The organism is Rhizobium sp. LjRoot258 (assembly GCF_964254185.1).
Taxonomy (GTDB): Bacteria; Pseudomonadota; Alphaproteobacteria; order Rhizobiales; family Rhizobiaceae; genus Rhizobium.
The window spans coordinates 678,940-698,171 of the sequence record NZ_CAXUST020000002.1 but is presented as its reverse complement, the minus strand read 5'-3'; the positions used below and the strand labels follow the sequence as shown (position 1 = coordinate 698,171).

Below are 19,232 nucleotides of genomic sequence, written 5' to 3'. Positions count from 1 at the left end.
CATTGGTGCAATCAAATCCATGGACCTGGGTCTAGCGTCATCACGACATTCTCAAGCGATGGCCCACCATGCGATATTCGGCTCTCTCACTTCTTCTGAACGGTCTGCGCGGCAACAGGAGCTGGACATCGGCCTGGCGGCAGCCCGAGCCGAAACCGTATTATGACGTGATCCTCGTCGGTGGTGGCGGCCATGGTCTGGCGACGGCCTACTATCTCGCCAAGGAATTTGGCGTCACCAACGTCGCTGTTGTGGAAAAGGCCTATATCGGTTCCGGCAATGTCGGTCGCAACACCACGATCATCCGCTCCAACTACCTGCTGCCCGGCAACAACCCCTTCTACGAGCTTTCCATGAAACTTTGGGAAGGGCTGGAGCAGGATTTCAATTTCAACGCCATGGTTTCCCAACGCGGCGTCCTCAATCTCTTCCACTCCGACGCCCAGCGCGACGCCTATACACGCCGCGGCAATGCCATGCGCCTGCACGGCGTCGATGCCGACCTTCTCGATCGCGCCGCGGTGCGCAAGATGTTGCCCTTCCTCGACTATGACAATGCCCGCTTCCCGATTAGGGGCGGACTTTTGCAAAAGCGCGGCGGCACCGTGCGCCATGATGCGGTTGCTTGGGGGTATGCTCGCGGCGCTGACATGCGCGGCGTCGACATAATCCAGAATTGCGAGGTCACGGGCATTCGTCGCGACAATGGCCGGGTCACTGGCGTCGAAACGACGAAGGGCTTCATCGGCTGCGGCAAGCTCGGGCTTGCTGCTGCCGGCAACTCCTCGCGCGTCGCGGAAATGGCCGGGCTGAAACTTCCCATCGAAAGCCATGTCCTGCAGGCTTTCGTCTCCGAGGGTCTAAAGCCCTTCATCGATGGCGTCGTGACCTTCGGTGCCGGACATTTCTACGTATCCCAGTCTGACAAGGGAGGTCTTGTCTTTGGTGGCGATATCGACGGCTACAACAGCTACGCTCAGCGCGGCAATCTTGCCACGTTGGAACATGTCGCCGAAGCGGGCAAGGCGATGATACCGGCGCTCTCACGCGTACGCGTTCTTCGCTCCTGGGGCGGCATCATGGACATGTCGATGGACGGGTCGCCGATCATCGATCGCACCCATCTCGACAATCTCTATCTTAACGCCGGCTGGTGCTACGGCGGCTTCAAGGCAACGCCCGCCTCGGGCTTCTGCTTTGCCCATCTTCTTGCCCGAGATAGGCCCCAGGCAACGGCGACGGCGTTCCGTCTCGACCGCTTCGAGCGCGGCTACCTGATCGACGAGAAGGGCCAGGGCGCCCAACCCAACCTCCACTGACCCCGAACAAGGAAGAGCCGGACATGGCCAGCCTCGTCCCCTGCCCGCATTGCGGTGTAAGACCCAAGGAAGAATTCACCATCAAGGGTGCGGCAATCGCCCGCCCCGCCGCTGATGCAGATGCGGAAATTTGGATGGATTACGTCTATCTGCGCGACAATCCGCGTGGGGCTTACGAGGAATACTGGCACCATACGTCTGGATGTCGCCGCTGGCTGGTGGTGGCTCGCGATACCGCCACACATGAGATCGAAGCAAGCCGCGATGTCGTTATCGCACAGGCAACGGATATCCGCCGATGACATCCTATCGTTTGCAGACCGGCGGCCTGATCGACCGCCAGACGCCGCTCTCCTTCTCCTTCGACGGCAAGCGCCTTCTCGGTTTCGAAGGCGATAGTCTGGCGTCTGCACTGCTCGCCAACGGTCGTCAGTTGATCGGACGCAGCTTCAAGTATCATCGCCCACGCGGCATCCTGACGGCGGGCGCGGCCGAACCGAATGCGCTGATGACGATCGGACAGGGCGGTCGCACCGAAGCCAATACCCGCGCGATCATGCAGGAGCTTTACCAGGGGCTCGAGGCAAAAAGCCAAAGCCGCTGGCCATCGCTCGAATTCGATATCGGCGCACTCAACAGCCTGCTGTCGCCCTTCCTCGGCGCCGGCTTCTATTACAAGACCTTCATGTGGCCGGCCCCTCTTTGGGAGAAACTGTACGAACCCTTCATCCGCAAGGCTGCCGGTCTTGGCAAGGCCAGCTATGAGGCCGACCCCGACACCTATGAGAAATGCTGGGCGCACTGCGACCTGCTGGTGATCGGTTCCGGTCCGACCGGGCTCGCAGCCGCACTGACCGCCGGACGCGCCGGTGCTCGGGTCATCCTGGTCGACGAACATTCAGTCGCCGGCGGCTCCCTGCTGTGCGAGACGGCCTCGATCGGCACGGCCTCGGCTTCCGCGTTCCTGCGGCAGGCTATGGACGAACTGCAGTCCCTTTCCAACGTAGAGATCCTGACCCGGACGACCGCCTTTGGCTGGTACGACGGCAACGTCTTCGGTGCCGTCGAGCGGGTCCAGAAGCATGTCTATGCCCCGAACTCCGCATTGCCGGTGGAGCGGCTCTGGCGCATCGTCGCGAAGAAGGCACTGCTGGCGAGCGGCGCCGAAGAGCGGCCGCTCGTCTTCGGCGGCAACGATATCCCAGGCGTGATGATGGCAACCGCCATGCGCACCTATCTCAACCGATATGGCGTGGCGCCCGGCAGGCAGGTGGCGATCTTCACCACCAATGACAGCGGTTATGCGCTGGCGCAGGATCTGGAAGCGCGCGGCATCGTTCCCGTCGCCATCGTCGACACGCGGCCTTTAGCCGGCACGACATATGCGGGCAAGGCGCGTGTCATCAACGGCGCCTATGTCTGCGACGCTCATGGCGGCAAGGCGCTGTCCTCCATCACGATATTCAAGAACGGCGGCACGGATACGATCAAGGTCGATGCGCTGGCGATGGCCGGCGGCTATAGCCCGATCATCCACCTTGCCTGCCACCGCGGCGGCAAGCCTGTTTGGTCAGAGGAGCATTCGGCATTTCTGGCACCTTTAAACCTCAACGGCCTCGAACTTGCCGGCGCCGTCGCCACCACTGCCGGCATCGCCGCCTGCCTTGACGAAGGTTCGGCGCAGGCCGCCAGACTTGTCGAGGAACTCGGCTTCAGGGCGACACGCGCGTCATTCGGACCTGTCGAGGGCGAAATCGTCTCGCCTGCCGCAAAACCCGTCTGGAGCATTCCCGGCGTCAAAGGCAAGGCGTTCGTCGACTACCAGAACGACGTCAATTGCAAGGATCTTAGCCTTGCCGTGCAGGAAGGCTACGGCCATGTGGAGCTTGCCAAGCGCTATACCACCAATGGCATGGCCACAGACCAGGGTAAGCTTTCCAACGTCAACGCCATCGGGCTTCTGGCCGAAGCACGCGGCATTTCCCCTGCTGACGTCGGCACGACGACATTCAGGCCTTTCTACACGCCTGTCTCCTTTGGTGCCTTGACCGGCGCCTATCACGGCGACCATTTCCAACCGGTGCGCAAATCACCCCTTCATGGCTGGGCCAAAAACAATGGCGCGACCTTCGTCGAGACCGGGCTCTGGTATCGCTCGTCCTGGTTCCCGCGCGACGGTGAAACTGCCTGGCGGGAAAGCGTTGACCGCGAAGTGCTCAATGTCCGCAAAAATGCCGGGCTCTGCGATGTGTCGATGCTCGGCAAGATCGAGATCTGCGGCAAGGATGCAGCGCAATTTCTCAACCGTGTCTATTCGAACGCCTTCCTGAAACTGCCGGTGGGCAAGGCGCGCTACGGACTGATGCTGCGCGAGGACGGCATGATCTACGATGACGGCACGACCAGCCGGTTGTCGGAGGATCATTTCTTCATGACGACGACGACCGCTCTTGCGGCGGGCGTCATGGTTCACCTTGAATTCTGCGCCCAGGCGCTCTGGCCGGACCTTGATGTGCGGCTCGCTTCCTCCACCGACCAATGGGCGCAGATGGCGATCGCCGGACCAAAATCGCGGACCATCCTGCAGGCAATCGTCGACGAAGATATCTCGAACGAAGCCTTCCCTTTCCTCGCCGCGAGAAAGGTCTCGCTCTGCGCCGGTCAACTGCACGGTCGGCTGTTCCGGATCTCGTTTTCTGGCGAACTTGCCTTTGAGCTTGCCGTGCCGGCCGGCTATGGCGAAAGCATCGCCGACGCGCTCATGGAGGCCGGCCGCGAACACGGCATCCAACCCTATGGCGTCGAAGCACTCAGCGTGCTGCGCATCGAAAAGGGACATGTCACCCATAACGAAATCAATGGCACTGTCGTCCCGGCAGATCTCGGCCTCGGCAAGATGGTGTCGGCCGCCAAGCCGGATTTCATCGGCAAGACCATGGTCGACCGCGGGGGACTGACGTCCGTCAACCGGCCGCAGCTTGTCGGCGTTGTACCGCTCGATCCGACGACGTCCTTTCGCAGCGGCTCCCATATCCTTGAGAAAGGCGCCGCAGCGACGCTCGAAAACGACCAGGGCTATATTACCTCGGCGGCCTATTCGCCGCATGTGGGCTCCACGATCGGGCTTGCGCTCGTAAAGCGGGGTTCGCAACGACATGGCGAGGAAGTGCTGGTCTGGAACGGCCTGCGGGAAGAGTTCACAACCGGCCGCCTCTGCCATCCAGTTTTCGTCGACCCAGAAAACGAGAAGCTCCATGTCTGAATTTCGCCTCACCTTGCGTCGGGTGCTTGCAGCCATTCACCCCGTCGCTTCCGACCGGATTTCGCTTAAAGCCGTGCCGGAAGGCCATGTCGTCCAGGTGCTGGGAAGGCCCGGCGACGATAGCCTTGCCGATCGCCTCGCACAGCTGTCGGACGGCTCCGCGCATGCCGTTCGCGCCGCCGGCCCCGGCCAATGGTTGATCGTCGGAAACGACATGAAATCACATGCGGAATTGACATCGTTGTTCGACGCGCTGAAGCCCGACGCCTACGGTATCGACCAGAGCCATGGTCGTGTGAGGATCCTCGTGAGGGGCTCCTTGGTCGAACGGGTGCTTGCCAAAGGGACGGCCGTCGATCTTTCGCTTTCGGAATTTGCGGTCGGCGGCTCCACCGCCACGCTGATCGGCCACATCGCGGCGCACGTCACGCGGGTCGACGAAGACGCCTTCGAAATCATCGTACTGCGCGGCTTCGCCGAAAGCCTGTGGGACGACCTTGCCCGCATGTGCGCCGAATACGTGTGAAGTGGGAAGCTCTGCAAAGGACGAGGGGGACGAGATCACGGCAGGGCGCGGTTGAGCGCAGGCGTCGACTGTCCGGCCGATCTGTAACCAGCTTTTTCCCCTTCCTCCTTCCGCATTGGCCTCTTATCGGATTGAACACCGCTGTTTCTGACGCTATATATCGTCAGTGAGATTGGCATTCTGGAACGAAGGTAAGAGAAATGGGACTCGCTCAATATGCGGATAACGGGCTGTTTGCGCCGCGCAAAATCGCGGACGTTTTCCGCACGACCAGCGAAGAAATCGCCCGCACCGCCGGACTCGGCAAGGACGCGATCCAGCGCAAGGACCGTATCCGCTCCGGCAAGACCCAGCGTCGCTTGCGCGAGATGATCGAGGTCGTCAACAAGGTCGAGCCGCGCTTCGGCTCGGGACTGATGGCCTATGCGTGGTATCGCTCCGAGCCCCTGCCCGGCTTCTCGGGCCAGACGGCCATGCAACTGGTGCGCGACGGCCGTGCGGATGAGGTGCTCGACTATATTGACGCGGTCGACGCCGGTATCCACGCGTAGCCCCAGCTGATGCGATATGAAGGTAAGCTCTATCGGGCACTGAACCCGATATATGCTCGCCAGCCACTCTCGGGCCGGGGAGCCGAACTCTATGGCGGAAGGTTCAACCCAAAGGGGATGCCGGCGCTCTACACGTCGCTATCAGTGATGACTGCGTTGCGCGAGGCCAATCAGGTCGGCAACCTGCAGCCGACAACGCTCGTCTCCTATGACGCTGCTTTCGAGAGCGTCTACGACTGTCGCGACGAAGATGCGCTTCAGGCCAAAGGAATGGATGCCGCCGCGATTTCAGACCCGACATGGCGCGATCAGATGAAGGCAAGCGGCGAGGCCAGAACGCAGGACTTCGCCAGGCGGCTGGCCGCCGGCGGCTATCATGGTCTGCTCGTTCGAAGCTTCGCCCCGGGCGCGAGGATCTGAACCTGGTTCTTTGGGCATGGGCTGAGCGCGCGCCAGCACGACTGATCCTGATTGACGACGAGAACCGCCTGGGTCAAGCGGAATAGCCCGCCCGGCGATGTCATCTTGTCGTGGGCTTAATGGTTGGAAAGATAAGTGGTCGGCATGACCACGCCGACCGTCAGGGATGGAACCATCGTTTTCCACCGTCGTTGACAGCGCCGCGTCGCCAGGGAATTTGTGCCCCTCCTCTTCTTTCTCGCAGTCGGATTCAGTCCGCGTGCTTGGAACGAACGACGGACCAGACTGTTCAGCTATAACGTTGATCCGACGGTGACGTGCCCGGCCGGCTGGGTAAGTGGCGATTTTGAGGAGTTCTCATCATGACGATTTCGTCCAGATTTCGTTCAGTCGCGTTTGCCGTCATCGCCGGCGCGGGAGTGAGCCTTGCAAGCGCCGCGCATGCCGACAGCGGCACGATCCGCTTCGCCATCTACAAGGCGGCCTTCTTCGTCGGTGGCGCCGGAGGCGAGGGCACGTTGACCTTCCATGGCCGCCGCTATCCCATCTCGGTCGGCGGCATCTCGGGCGGTCTCGCCTTCGGCGCTTCTAAGACCTATTTCCAAGGTAGCGTTCGCCACATTCGCCGCGCCCGAGATGTGACGGGGATCTACGGGGCGGCGGGCGGTGGCGGGGCACTTGGAACAGGGGCCCAAGTGATCGTCATGACCAATGACAAGGGCGCCCAACTCGAACTCTCGGGCAAGCAGGTAGGCCTGCAAATCAACGCCGATCTCAGCGGTATGAGCATCACGGTGAAGTAAGGGCCGCCCTTCGTCATCCCGGTATCGGCCGGATTTGCGAGATATGGCGATTGGCACTTCCAGGCAAGCCACCTAGGCAGTGCCGCTCGACCGCAGAATCGAGCGCGTCCAGGCTTTCGCGGGCCGGGGATGAGTGGGATAGCAGTCGGTGCGGCTGTAAACTTAAGGGGTCTTCTTTATTCGGCGTGTTGAGGTCAAGCGCTGTCGCGCCAACGACGCTTGATCTGCCACATCGCGGCGCACATCATGCGGGTCGACGACGACGCCTTCGAAATCATCGTACTGCGCGGCTTCGCCGAAAGCCTGTGGGACCACCTTGCCCGCATGCGCGCCGAATACGTATGAAGCGGGAGTAAACCTATTACAGTCATCATCGACGGCAAGCAGATGGCCGCCGCGACCATCGATAAGGTAAAGTACGCTGGCGGCGGCTGGAGGAGGTTGACGCCGCTGGCTCCCCCATGTATCAGAACGCATCGATACTTTGTTTTGCCGATATTTGTTGTTGCTGCGCTTGGCGCTTCGTAACGAACTTCCCCTCTCAAAAGTCGAAAACTAGCCGCTGTGCATCGCCCAGCGGTGATCAACGTTGCTATGAAAGGGTTTGTGATGACCGCTGGCACAGTTAAATGGTTCAACGCCACGAAGGGCTTTGGCTTCATTCAGCCCGACGACGGCAGTGCGGATGTGTTCGTTCACATTTCTGCTGTTGAGCGGGCCGGAATGGGCTCGATCGTCGAAGGACAAAAGCTCGGCTACGAGGTCGAGCGCGACCAGAAGTCGGGCAGGATGTCCGCCGGCCAGCTCCAGGCCGCATGAGCTTAAGCGCCTGTCATGACCGCGGATGTACCGGCATGGCGGGCCACGAGTTGAGAAGGTCAGGCGCACGCCTGGCCTTTTTTTCGTCGTAAGGCCCGTTGAACCGCGACGAATGCCCTTCTCTGTTCCCGACCTTTGAAAATCCAACTAGGAAGACACGTTGAGACACAAAAGCGACAACGGCTTTGCCGAACGGCGGAATTCTGCGGCGGAAGCCAAAAAGCGGCTTCTGGCGAAGTTTGCGTCTGCCCCGAAATCGACCGATCCCGCGATGCGGGAACGACTTGCTGCACGCGAAGCGATCGCTGCCGCCAGACAAGCGCGTCGCGCCGACCGCGAAGCATCAAGGAAGGCGGAACACGAGCGTGTTCTGATGGAAGCGGCGGCACTGGCGGCGACTGCAGAAGCCGACGAACGGGCCGAGGCAGAAGCCCGGCAAGCCGTCATCAACGATCGAATTCATCGGGATGTCGCCGATGAGGCGGCTCGCAAGGCGGAACGTGACCGTCGATACGCGGCACGTAAGGCTCGTAGAGCCTGACATTTTTCAAGACAGGCCGAAGCCGGCAAATAACGCGAAGCTGCAGCGGCGCTGCGGCCTAGGGCCTGGGGCCTGGGGCGTGGGGCCTGGGGCCAGAAAGACGGATCGAGTTCATGGAAAGCAGTGTCTGCATGCCTGCCGAGTCTACTGAGGATAGTGTCCGAGCGTGGCTGAAGGTTCTTTCCAGATACCGCCAGCCTCGCATCGGGCGGAGCGGCTTTGAGCTTCTGGTTACGGTTGTCCCGTTCGCCGCCTTTTGGGCTTGCGCGTCCATATCCCTCTTCCAAGGTTTCTGGCTCGGACTGATATCGGTCGTTCCGGCGTCCGCGTTTCTATTGCGGCTTTTCATGATTCAACACGATTGCGGGCACGGCTCGTTCTTCGCCCGCCGGCGTCTCGACGACTGGACAGGGCGCGCCATTGGAGTTCTGACGCTGACCCCCTATGACTACTGGCGGCGCGCGCATGCCGCCCATCACGCATCAGCAGGAAATCTCGACGAGCGGGGCACAGGCGACATCACCACGCTGACGGTCGCCGAGTATCGATCTCTGCAGCCCTTAAAGCGGCTCGGCTATCGCCTTTACCGGCATCCGCTGGTGATGTTCGGCATCGGCCCCGCCTGGCTCTTCCTTTTCAAGCAGCGCTTGCCCTTCGGGATGATGGGCGATGGTCCGTTGCCGTGGATCTCCACCATGGCGACCAATCTCGCGATCGCAGCCCTGGCCCTCGCCATGATATGGGCCGTCGGAGTTGTTCCCTTTCTCGCGATCCACCTCCCGATCGTGACGTTGGCGGCAGCGGCGGGTGTGTGGCTCTTCTACGTTCAGCACCAGTTCGAGGAAACCCACTGGTCGAAAGGCAATGAGTGGCGGTTTGCCGAAGCTGCACTCCACGGCGCGTCCCACTACGATCTGCCGCCGGCGCTCCGATGGATCACCGGCAATATCGGCATCCACCACGTTCATCACCTGTCGAGCAGAATCCCCTACTACCGGCTTCCTGAAGTATTGCGCGACCACCCTCAACTGGCAGACATCGGTCGCATAACATTATGGGAGAGCCTGCAATGTGTCAGGCTCGTGCTCTGGGATGAAACGAGGGGGAAGCTGATATCCTTCCGCGAAGCATCCGAAGCAGCGCCGAACCCTTAATTCACGCAATCTGAGCAGACCGCTAGCGTAAATCGCGGCGCGTCAAACACATTCACACGTTTCAAGGACCGAACATTGGAGACGATCATGCTTACGCCGGCGCAAATCAGGGGTCTGAAACTCGCCAAAGATGGAGATCTGTTTCCAACGGATGCCAAGAAATGGACCCATCTGAACGCCACTGTCACCTATGCGAAGACAGACAGGTTTAAGGAACGGCCGCAAAAGGTCAAATTCTTGACCACGTCAACGTTGGAAGAGTTGAAAGAATACGGCTTTCTGCAAAGCCTCAATCCGGTCTCTGCAACGCAAGAAACCGCTCATGGCATAACGATGGCAGGTAAGATCTGGCTTCTGAAGAACATTTGACCGCAGCCAAGGCAGTCGCGGGCAATCACCTGACCGTCATCGTATGACGACTGATAGAAAGCTGCTAATCTCGCGGTATGCGCTGCAATGAGACTGAACATGGTTCTGCGGCACGTTCGGGATGGAGCCCATGTCTCGCACGACAAGCCACATTGACCGAAAAATTTGGCCGGTCTAGGCCGGCCGACGCAAAAAGCCGAAGAGCTGCTGGTTCTCCTGGAGTGCGTGCAGTCCGCGCGTGTGTTGCCTCAACCGCTTCGGTTTCGAGGTCACCGGTTTGTGGCGAAACGGAGGACTAATGTGCAATGATTACAGGCTGATGGTCGATGTCGCCTCGATCGTCGAGGACTTCGCCGAGCTGAAGATCAAGATCCGTTTCAGCGAAGGCACACCGAACCTCGATGCGCGCGAGGACGTCAAGATCACCGATATTGGCCCCATCGTCAGAACGATCGACGGCGTGCGCGACGAGGCCGAGCTCGTGCAGCGGCGATGGAGCTGGCCGGGTCAGAACAAGCGGCCGGTGTATAATTTCCAGTCAGAAGGCCGGGAGTTCAATTCCAATCGTTGCCTGATTATCGCCGACGGCTTTTACGAGTTCACGGAACCCAAGGATCCGAAGAAAAAGCGCAAGGACAAATGGCTGTTCACCAAAAAAGATGAACCGATTTTTTGCATAGCGGCCATCTGGCGAGAGACGCTGGAGGTGGGCCAAGCCTTCACGATGCTGACGATGGAGCCCGGTCCTGATATTGCCCCATACCACGATCGGCAGATCGTTATCCTCGAGCGCAGCGCCTGGGCCGACTGGCTCGATCCGACCATCTCCGCAACGTCTCTGATCAAGCCGCTTTCGGCAGGCACTCTGGCAGTAGAGCAGGTTGGCTGAGAGATATTTCCGAGTCGGGGGTGAGCAAGCAACTTCCCCGCGATAGCGGGTGGAGCTTTCATTGCGAGAACGTCCATTTCCTTTTTGAGGGCGACAGTTCTCATCACGTGCTCGGATGCTCGCTATTGCTGCAAAGGTTCGCCGACCTCCTATCCCCTTTAGCTTTCCGTGTCTCCTCGAGCGACGACTTGAAGTCTGTCAGCTTCTCCTGGATTGCGAAACGGCGCCGCATGAGGGCGATCAAACGCAGGTCGTTCTCCGCGGCATCGACATTCGCGTCTTCCGATGTGCGTCGCGTCACGACAGACCAGATGAGGCGCCCCCCTTCCCGGCAGTGCATAGAGGTGATCCCACTTGCTCCAAAAACGAAAAAGCCTGCCGCGGGAGGAGGTGCGGCAGGCTTTCGAAAAAAACCGAACAGCAGCTGGGAGGAGGAGTGCTGCCGTTCCCGCAGACGACCTTGGGAGGAGGATAAGAGCGCCTGCAATTCGAAGCGACACGGGAGGAGATGTATCGCTTCGATGCGTTTATATATAAGCCCATTCTGCCTAATGCATAGGCTTTTATTTGCAGGGCAGGCATGCGCTATGCGAAAAGCGGATGGCTCATTCAGGGTTGGCATTCACTCTGGGCGCGCAGATCGCAAAACAGAAGCGCCCGGTCGGTCGGATGAGGCCCCTTCTCTCATCAGATGCGTGATGGTCCTGCTGAGATAGGTTCAAACAGACCTAGCAACCGTCAAGCGCTTCAACAGCAAACCGATAGTCATCGTGCCGTAAGCGGCTGGGGCTGCTTGTCGGTCCATTCGGGTCTAGCACCGTAGTTGGCCGCCCTGCTACGACTTGGAAGACAGGCTGATACCCAAGCCGATGTTTCAGTCGACGTTTTGCCTCAGCCGTACAGGCACGTGAACAGACCAGTTTTCCATCGCAACATTCGCAATCGCGCTAGTGCATATCACCATCACGCTGCGTCGTGAGAGGCCCAAGCTCTTCGGCGTCCACTGTGCCTTGAGTGGGACCGCGCAGCGAGGAACGAATGTCTTCAGGTTTGGCTCCAATACGTCCCATTGCTGAAGCCCCTCGGCGTTCTCCTTCGAGATGAAGCGCCTGGCCTCTTCACGGATTTCAAAAAGGCCGTGCTTGTCTGACGTGGAGCGATCATTTTCGATGCTCCACGATGACATGGTCGGTGCGGGCGCGAACAACGCGATGATGAAGAGCAAGGATCGAAGCAATAGTGTGCGATTATCAGCCAAATCCGACCCTTCCGCGAAAAAAGCCGCCTCCTGATGCCATACAAGGGTTATGGATCATGGGATCACGTCCTTGCGGTGCCTCGTGCTCGCAGTCGACGTCGATACCCGGCGGCTCGTCGTGTTCCTGCCACACGAAACGCTCAAAAAGAAGATCTTTTGTGATCCCGAGGGTATAACAGACGGCCGCGCTCGCAGCCGAGCCCAACCCAATTCCGAACATCCGAACGGAAAAGTGCCGCAACAACGACGGTCGCGGCGCTTTGTATCGAGTTGGTCGTTTTGTTTTAGAGTTCGCGCCAATCTTCAGCAGCCGCACCGCCAGCAAAAGCTGTCGCGACCTTGCGTACCATTGCCGCTGGAGCGTTTCGCTGTGGCGCTCGCGGTGCGTAAGCAGATTGCGTCCCGGCAGAGCCCTGAAAGCGGAATTTTGACAGCTGGCTTGTCAGCGAACCCGCTTCGTCAGCCAGCTTATGGCTGGCTGCGGATGTCTCTTCGACCATCGCCGCATTCTTCTGCGTGGATTGATCAAGCGAATTCACCGCGGCATTGATTTCTTTCAGCGCCGTGGACTGTTCCTTCGCAGCCTCGACGATTGAGCTGACGTGGCGGTTGATCTCCTGCACTTCGCGGACGATCTCCGTCAGGGCCGTGCCGGTCTCGCCGACCAGGGTCACGCCGGAACGCACTTGATCGCCGGAATTGCTGATCAGTTGCTTGATTTCCTTGGCGGCATTGGCCGAGCGTTGAGCCAGTTCGCGAACTTCCTGGGCGACGACGGCAAAACCTTTGCCCGCCTCTCCGGCACGTGCAGCCTCGACGCCGGCGTTCAGTGCCAGCAGGTTGGTCTGGAATGCAATGTCATCGATGACGCTGATGATATTGTTGATCTCGTTCGAGGAACCTTCGATCTGGCTCATCGCGGCAACCGCACGCTTCACGACTTCGCCGGAACGCTCGGCATTCGTGCGTGTTCGTGCAACAAGGTTGCCGGCCTCTTCCGCGCGACGGGTCGAGTCATTGACCGTCGTCGAAATTTCATCGAGCGCTGCGGCAGTCTGTTCGATCGATGCCGCCTGCTGTTCGGTGCGCTTTGCCAGATCGTTGGAAGCTTCGCTGATCTCGCGGGCACCGGCATCGATCGACAAAGCGTTGTCGCCGATCGTCTTCAACGCAGATTGAAGCTTCTCTACGGAGTTGTTGAAGTTGACGCGCAGCGTATCGAGAGATACGGCAAACGGCTTGTCGAGACGGATATCAAGGTTGCCGGCGGCCATTTCCTCGAGCGCCTGGCCGAGCTGACAAACGGCATCGTTCGTCTGCGCCGATAGCGCCTCGCGTTCCGTCGCGGTTGCTTCAAGCCGCGCGTTCTCATCAGCAGTCCGGCGAGCGTCGGCTGCGGCGCGCGCCTCGGCCTGCGAGGTCACGGCTTGGCGCACGGCGCCAACGGCCTTCGCCAAATCGCCGACCTCGTCGCTGCGGGCCTCGATATCGCTGGTGCTTTCGTTGTTGCCCTCTGCCATCCGCCGCAGGGCGATCTGCAGCTTGGCCATCGGCAAGGTGATCGAGCGGGTCGCGAGGAATGCGGCGGCAATAGCCATAAGCACAGCGCCGCCCAACGAGCCCAGTGCCAGCGTCTGGAAGCCTGCGACGACGCCGCTGACGCCACTGCCGACAGACTTGTTCAAGTTTTCCTGATAGTCGATGAACTTGTTGATGGCCTTGAGCCAGTTGACGAAGAGAGGTGTTGCCTGCTCGATCAGCATCTTCTTGGCTTGCACCGGGTCGTTTGCCATCTGGCGCGCAATGATATCTGCGACAACTGGATTGGTTTTGGATTGAACGTCGGCGATTTCCGCAATGATCGCCTTCTCGGGCTCGCTCGCAGCGCCTGGGACAGAGATCATCGCATTCATCTTCTGCTCGTTTTCGGCATAGATCGCGGCAAGCTTTGCAATGAGATCGATCGCGGTCTGACGCGCGGCAGGCTCATCGCGCAAAACGACATCACGAATGGCGATCGCCCGATCATGAACGCTACCCCGGAAATTGATGGCGAAGCGCTGCTTGACGCTGTTGACCTCATTGATCTGCACGAGATCGTGGTCGACAAAGTTCATCTTTGAAATGGAAAAGAGGGTCAAGCCAATCATCAGCAGCAGCAGGAAACCAAAAGCTGCATAAAGGCGGGGGCCGATGCCAAATCGGAAAGTCATTTGCAATCCTCCAAGCGCAAATAGTCTCGCGCAAGCAACGAATTGCGCGATGCTGCAACAACGAGCGTTATCCGGGGACACCGGCCGAGCGCCGTTGAGCTCATGTCTCGCTTTGTCCGAAGAAAGCACTCGTGAATAAAGAGATAATGGAAGATGGTTAATAATTATAATATAAGTGAAATAGTTGTGCTCTGGCTAAGTAATCCTGTGCGTGAGTATTGCAGGTTGCAATTCCAAACCGTTCTGTTTCCTTGACACGACCCTCCAGGGATTGAATCACTCTGTTTGCAGCTGAACCAGTGCTTGCAGCGATGTCGCGGCAATATGGGTCTCTTCCAGGCACGATCGCTTCCTCGGCGATATGATGGGCACAGCTGTCTTAGAGGCGCCACAGGCCATGCTGTTCCGCTCACAGAAATGATCGTCGTTGAACACCCGGGCGATGAAGATCGCAACACATCGGGGCGCAGGGAAGCCATAGTGGGGCTGGCGCGCCGCTTAGGTGTCTGCTGCGCAGAATGTGGATGAATGACTGCGACGTCGGGTTCTCCCGCAAGGATATGGGCACCGCATAGCGGCTGCAGGACGATGTCACTCGAATGCATTGATATCGGGTCGATTGACTTAGTATTAGGGCAATCGGCTTGATACTAACGCAATGAGGTAGGACTGCCTTGAAGGGCTGGCAAAGACTGTGCCGCCCCATTCTCCTGATGCCAACACGAGTGGCCGAAGCGCCGATTTCGGAAAAAAGCAAGGGTTCGCGAGACATCCTCCCGGCGGAGAAGACAGGTTTGAAGGGCTTGATCAGTGAGGGCCGATTAGAGAAGTCCCTGTTTCCAACCGATCTATGAACGCAGAAGAGTGAATGATTTCGCAGCTGCCAGCTTTTGGTGCCGATGTCGCTCAATCCGCCGCAGCAAAATGTGCCATCTGGTCTGCGTGTGCCTTTACGAAGGAAGGACGGGCCGTGGCGCGCGCGACGTAGTCACGACATGCAGGATGTCCCGCCAGCCCGTCGAACCGATCGACCAGCCGCAGCACATCCGCCATGAGTATGTCGGCGACGGAAAAGGTCCAGGCCAGCCATTCGCGTCCTGCCAACACCGGTTCCATGTGCTTGAGCCGGGCCTTGAGGAACTCGTCCAGACTCTTCCGTCCCGGCGTGTAACTGGTATCACCGGAGAATATCAATATCGACCAGGGCAGGCTTGCCGCCTCGACCGAATTGAGCGCCGCGAACAGCCACTCCAAGACCTCGCAACGGCCGCGTGGATCGGCAGGCATGAGCGCGCCACTGCGATTGCCGAGATGAAGCAGGATCGCGCCGCTCTCGAAGATCGACAAGTCGCCATCGGTTAGCCACGGCACCTGGCCGAAGGGTTGGTGCAAGAAATGCTCGGCATTGCGATCGCGAAATGGCACACTCCTAACGCGATAGGGCAACCCGGCCTCTTCCAGTGCCCAGCGCACACGGATGTCTCGCACATAGCCCCGCGGAATTTCGGGAACCCAATCAAAGGTGTTGAGGACCAGTTCGCCCATCCGGTATCTCCATTTCCGGGCTCGCTTGCTGCAAGGACGGGCGAGCGGCTCGCGCGCCGACATCACCGGCAACTTTTTCCGTCGCCGATGTTTCATCGTTGCCGCATGCATGCCTGGTGCATCATGCTTTGATGCTTAGCGGCCTGAGGCCGACGGAGGGGCCGGGTCGTTGAGTTCGCTACCCGCAGCGCTGTTGAAAGCAGACCAATAGCGTCAGGAATACCCTCTATTAATGACGTTGACGAATTGTGACTCGACTTGTCCCTCACGCCAGTAGTTCAATTTCAAAACCGGGTGTGAGGGTAGGTCGATGAGATACGAATGGGATGATGCCCGCGGGCGTCGGGCTTACGTGATCAAGGTAGTCTCGGTATTGCTGACATCGGCCCTGACGGCCGGGGTTCCGACCTGGATTGTCGCCAGAGCCATGGGGTTTTGACAAACGGCAATACCGCACTTGAAGGCGGTTCCTGCGGCCGGATGTCGATCACCGCTGCGATTGGAAAGCAGCGGCGTCCAGGTTCAACCTGTCAAAGGCTCCACTGCTCGCGCTTGCCAACAGAGCGACGATCGGTCTCGCTCGCTCCATCCGCACAACAACCCGTCAGAGATTTGGCAGTGCCTATTCGAGTTCAATCTTGGCGTTGCGCACGACAGGGGTCCATTTGCCGATCTCCGCCTTTACATGTGCGCCGAGCTGCTCCGGGGTCGAACCCACGATAACGGCGCTGAAACCGGGCGCGCGACGCAGACGGCGAGGCTTTCATGATGAGCCTGATCCGAGGCAAATGCAGTTGCCCCATCCAGTAAATGTCGCAGCTTTGCATAGCCGGGCACCCAGAAGAGGTGTGCGATCCAGCGCTAAGCCTTGGCCTGTCCACCCTGAGATGACGCGGGCATGAAGTCGAAGGCAATATCCGCGTCAGACAGAGCGGCAATGAAGGCTTCCTGAGCCGCCGCGTTTTCGTTCCTGTCGGCTATCGACCGGCCACAGACATAAATGGCGGTCTGGTAGCTCTGGTTCAGCGTACAAGGCCAGCGCATCAGCAAGAAGTCTATGGCCGCTCGGCTATCGCCAATCGTGTACGCCACACCGCTTTCACTACCGGCAACGATGATAGGGATATCCCAGAGTTCCATGGCGCTTTTACCAGCGAATTTTTTTCACGCAAAAGTTATATCTCTACTATATACAACTTTACGCTCAGTGCAAAGCTGTTGCATGAGCACAACGACTGCGGGATAAGTCGAAACAATCGTTCGGTCGCGAACTGAGAGCAACAGCCATGAAAGCGTGGCGCCAAATCGCATGCCTTCACGTGCCTGATCCAAAGCTTCATCCAAGATTTTGACTTCGGAGCGTTAAGTTTACAGTGCCAGCCGGGCTTCGATTGATCCCGTGCTGATGTCCCGATGGCCGGAAACGAGATGCAATCTTTATGAATCTGTTGGCCGAATGGACTGACGCCTAGTGTCAGATTACACCGTACAACAAGATGGCTGCGGCGAATGCCAAGCCGAGCAACAGTGACGTCTCAACAGCGAAATTGCCGTAGTGAAATCGGCGAACTCCGCCCATGAAGTTTTCGATATGGCGGCGGGTTGTGATGGAAGACATTTTCGCGTCCTCCTTTCCTTGTTGGGCGAGGGGATGGAACCCTAAGCAGTAGCGCCCTTAGCATGAGCTGCTGCTACAAACATCATGCGCGCTTGCGCAATGATTGGCAAACGTCATCTGCATCAGATCGCCAGTTCGGCGGCCTGCCCTCGAAAATCGACGAGGCGTGGACCAACCGTGAGGTGGACAAACGTCGACATCCTGGGGCCGTCGTGTCCGTCGCACTGCGCCTGATGACAGCTGAATCGGGAATGCTCTTGGTGTCATCATGACGGCACGAAGATGGTGATCTGCCGTTTGGCTGTACGTGCGGTATTCAGCGGATATTCGCGCGCTAGCCGCATCGCGATTCTTCCCGTGAATGGAACCAAATTGGGCTCTGGCAGTTAATCTATGTTGGAGTGCAATCGTGGGCAACGCACTGCGCGGCAAAGCGCGACGGAGATGCTCACCCGGTACTCCAAGGAGATACACAATGGATATCACCACAATCCTCATTATCGTCCTGATCGTTCTTCTGTTAGGCGGCGGCTTTTACGGTCGCGGTCGCTGGTACTGAGAGCGCGCCCTACCTTTATCCTCTGGCACCTTAACTCGCGTTTCGTTCTCTGAACACGTGCCGGAGAAATGCCAGATGCGCAGGTCTCCGACACAATAAACTAAGGTTGGATGAGCCAAAATCGGCGAAGCACCAATAGCGCGATGGAACCTGTGTCTTGCAAAATCAAAGCGAGCATCCGTCGAAAGAAGTGAACGTATCGACGCGCCGCGAGACACGTTTGGTCACGGATATTCCGGCGCATGGGCAACGCTTTCTAGTGGCTCGCTTCTGGCGCGGCGCGGCGGGTTTTTGGCGACATCCTGGAGCCGCGAGAGCGTGGACTCCCACTTTGTTGCTCCTAGCAAGCGTGCTGTTTCAATTGATGATACAGTATCGACTAAGTTATTGGGGCAGAGACTTTTTTGATGCCTTTGGACGCCGCGATGGCGGCGTCCTTAAAGCACAGGCACTGCTCTTCTTGCCGCTCGCCGGAGCAAGCATCCTTGTGGCGGTTCTGGGCGTTTGGTCGTTGATGACGACGCAACGACGGTGGCGTGCGTGGCTCACTCAGTACTTAATTGATCGCTGGCTGGAAAATGACCTCTTCCGCAGCCTCCAATTTGCCGTGGGTGAGGACCAGAATCCCGAATATCGAATCGCTGAAGACGCGCGTATTGCTGTAGACTCGCCGCTCAGTATGGCGGTCGGATTGCTCAAGGCCGTGCTCAGCGCGGGAATATTTATCGGCATCCTTTGGAACGTCGGTGGTGATCTCGCGGTCGGCGTTTTTGGCTATGTACTGACAGTGCCCAAGTACTTGGTGATTGCCGTCGCGACTTATTCAGCGCTCCTGACGCTCGCAATGATATTCATCGGTCGTCGCCTGGTTAGCGTTATTGCTGGCAAGAACGCGGCGGAAGCTCAGTTCCGCTCTGTCGGGTCGCATCTGCGCGAACGCGATAAGTTTGCAACGAACCCTTTAGGAAAAATCGAGCAGCATAACTCTCTCAGCCATGCGCTTCAGGACGTGATAGATCGTTGGCGTGAACTGTGCGTGCAACTCATGCAGACCACCCTCGTTTCGCAAGGAAACGTGCTGCTAGCCCCCGTCATCGCCTGGGTTCTCTGCGCTCCGAAATACCTGGTCGGCACGATGTCACTTGGTGAAGTTGCGCAGGTGACTGCGGCTTTTGTCATCGTACAAGCGGCGCTCAACTGGCTAGTCGAAAACTATGCTGGTTTGGCAGATTGCCTTTCTTCGATAAACCGCGTCGCTTCTTTACTCTTGGCGCTGGACCAACTTAGTAGCCAAGGACAGAATTGACCCAAGTTGCGAGACAGACGCGATCCGGAAATGACCGAAGCTCGAGCCGGCATCGATAAAAAGCGACGACGACCTCTTAC

The 19,232-nt window shown here is 58.8% G+C and carries 17 protein-coding genes and 4 pseudogenes; 15 read left to right on the top strand and 6 right to left on the bottom strand.

Features of this window, described 5'->3' with window-relative positions; all coding sequences use genetic code 11:
- The first annotated feature begins 68 nt into the window (after nt 1-68).
- The 13 genes and pseudogenes from ACSQ9D_RS24175 to ACSQ9D_RS24115 all read left to right on the top strand — a co-directional run bounded on the left by ACSQ9D_RS24175 (nt 69) and on the right by ACSQ9D_RS24115 (nt 10,653).
- Complete coding sequence (locus ACSQ9D_RS24175) at nt 69-1,319, top strand: sarcosine oxidase subunit beta family protein (protein WP_436284420.1); 1,251 nt, start codon at nt 69-71, stop codon at nt 1,317-1,319.
- A gap of 23 nt (nt 1,320-1,342) precedes the next feature.
- A complete protein-coding gene (locus ACSQ9D_RS24170) occupies nt 1,343-1,621 on the top strand; it encodes a sarcosine oxidase subunit delta (RefSeq protein WP_436284419.1) in 279 nt (92 codons plus the stop codon).
- Nucleotides 1,618-4,581 (top strand): sarcosine oxidase subunit alpha, encoded by a 2,964-nt coding sequence (locus ACSQ9D_RS24165; protein ID WP_436284418.1) that lies wholly within the window; start codon nt 1,618-1,620, stop codon nt 4,579-4,581. Before ACSQ9D_RS24170 ends, ACSQ9D_RS24165 begins: the two co-directional genes overlap by 4 nt.
- A complete protein-coding gene (locus ACSQ9D_RS24160; RefSeq protein WP_436284417.1) occupies nt 4,574-5,107 on the top strand; it encodes a sarcosine oxidase subunit gamma family protein in 534 nt (177 codons plus the stop codon). Before ACSQ9D_RS24165 ends, ACSQ9D_RS24160 begins: the two co-directional genes overlap by 8 nt.
- A 200-nt stretch (nt 5,108-5,307) precedes the next feature.
- Nucleotides 5,308-5,658, top strand: coding sequence for an MbcA/ParS/Xre antitoxin family protein (locus tag ACSQ9D_RS24155; protein ID WP_024315526.1), 351 nt, complete (start codon nt 5,308-5,310; stop codon nt 5,656-5,658).
- Between the two features lie 9 nt (nt 5,659-5,667).
- A pseudogene (locus tag ACSQ9D_RS24150) lies at nt 5,668-6,164 on the top strand (RES family NAD+ phosphorylase).
- A 276-nt stretch (nt 6,165-6,440) separates the two neighbouring features.
- Nucleotides 6,441-6,881 carry a hypothetical protein gene (locus ACSQ9D_RS24145; RefSeq protein WP_436284416.1) on the top strand — a complete coding sequence of 147 codons (441 nt, stop codon included), beginning with the start codon at nt 6,441-6,443 and terminating at the stop codon, nt 6,879-6,881.
- 219 nt (nt 6,882-7,100) lie between these two features.
- Nucleotides 7,101-7,226 (top strand): annotated as a pseudogene (locus ACSQ9D_RS24140) (sarcosine oxidase subunit gamma family protein); the annotation flags it as partial.
- Nucleotides 7,227-7,490: 264 nt separating this feature from the next.
- A complete protein-coding gene (locus tag ACSQ9D_RS24135; RefSeq protein ID WP_436284415.1) occupies nt 7,491-7,700 on the top strand; it encodes a cold-shock protein in 210 nt (69 codons plus the stop codon).
- Between the two features lie 160 nt (nt 7,701-7,860).
- Nucleotides 7,861-8,241, top strand: a complete 381-nt coding sequence (locus tag ACSQ9D_RS24130; RefSeq protein ID WP_436284414.1) for a DUF6481 family protein — start codon at nt 7,861-7,863, stop codon at nt 8,239-8,241.
- A gap of 113 nt (nt 8,242-8,354) precedes the next feature.
- Complete coding sequence (locus ACSQ9D_RS24125) at nt 8,355-9,395, top strand: fatty acid desaturase (RefSeq protein ID WP_436284413.1); 1,041 nt, start codon at nt 8,355-8,357, stop codon at nt 9,393-9,395.
- An 87-nt stretch (nt 9,396-9,482) separates the two neighbouring features.
- The gene (locus ACSQ9D_RS24120; RefSeq protein WP_436284412.1) at nt 9,483-9,764 is read left to right on the top strand and encodes a hypothetical protein; all 282 of its coding nucleotides are present in this window, start codon (nt 9,483-9,485) and stop codon (nt 9,762-9,764) included.
- Between the two features lie 298 nt (nt 9,765-10,062).
- On the top strand, nt 10,063-10,653 hold the full coding sequence (locus tag ACSQ9D_RS24115; protein WP_436284411.1) for an SOS response-associated peptidase family protein: 591 nt from the start codon (nt 10,063-10,065) through the stop codon (nt 10,651-10,653).
- Between the two features lie 1,337 nt (nt 10,654-11,990).
- Here the strand turns inward: ACSQ9D_RS24115 and ACSQ9D_RS24110 are convergent.
- The 3 genes and pseudogenes from ACSQ9D_RS24110 to ACSQ9D_RS24100 form a co-directional block, all read right to left on the bottom strand.
- Nucleotides 11,991-12,161 (bottom strand): annotated as a pseudogene (locus ACSQ9D_RS24110) (hypothetical protein); the annotation flags it as partial.
- Between the two features lie 34 nt (nt 12,162-12,195).
- The gene (locus ACSQ9D_RS24105; RefSeq protein WP_436284410.1) at nt 12,196-14,124 is read right to left on the bottom strand and encodes a methyl-accepting chemotaxis protein; all 1,929 of its coding nucleotides are present in this window, start codon (nt 14,122-14,124) and stop codon (nt 12,196-12,198) included.
- A 906-nt stretch (nt 14,125-15,030) separates the two neighbouring features.
- On the bottom strand, nt 15,031-15,669 hold the full coding sequence (locus tag ACSQ9D_RS24100) for a glutathione S-transferase family protein (protein WP_436284409.1): 639 nt from the start codon (nt 15,667-15,669) through the stop codon (nt 15,031-15,033).
- 310 nt (nt 15,670-15,979) lie between these two features.
- On the opposite strand from ACSQ9D_RS24100, the gene ACSQ9D_RS24095 reads away from it, so the two are divergent.
- Entirely contained in the window at nt 15,980-16,108 is a 129-nt protein-coding gene (locus ACSQ9D_RS24095; protein ID WP_368514964.1) for a hypothetical protein, read from the top strand.
- 183 nt (nt 16,109-16,291) lie between these two features.
- Here ACSQ9D_RS24095 and ACSQ9D_RS24090 read toward each other — a convergent pair.
- The 3 genes and pseudogenes from ACSQ9D_RS24090 to ACSQ9D_RS24080 all read right to left on the bottom strand — a co-directional run.
- Nucleotides 16,292-16,408, bottom strand: a pseudogene (locus ACSQ9D_RS24090) (tripartite tricarboxylate transporter substrate binding protein); the annotation flags it as partial.
- Between the two features lie 122 nt (nt 16,409-16,530).
- A complete protein-coding gene (locus tag ACSQ9D_RS24085) occupies nt 16,531-16,809 on the bottom strand; it encodes a DUF982 domain-containing protein (RefSeq protein WP_037122462.1) in 279 nt (92 codons plus the stop codon).
- 334 nt (nt 16,810-17,143) lie between these two features.
- Complete coding sequence (locus tag ACSQ9D_RS24080; protein WP_156139959.1) at nt 17,144-17,287, bottom strand: hypothetical protein; 144 nt, start codon at nt 17,285-17,287, stop codon at nt 17,144-17,146.
- 716 nt (nt 17,288-18,003) lie between these two features.
- Here ACSQ9D_RS24080 and ACSQ9D_RS24075 point away from each other — a divergent pair.
- Nucleotides 18,004-19,152 carry an SbmA/BacA-like family transporter gene (locus ACSQ9D_RS24075; RefSeq protein ID WP_436284408.1) on the top strand — a complete coding sequence of 383 codons (1,149 nt, stop codon included), beginning with the start codon at nt 18,004-18,006 and terminating at the stop codon, nt 19,150-19,152.
- The last annotated feature ends 80 nt before the right edge of the window (nt 19,153-19,232 follow it).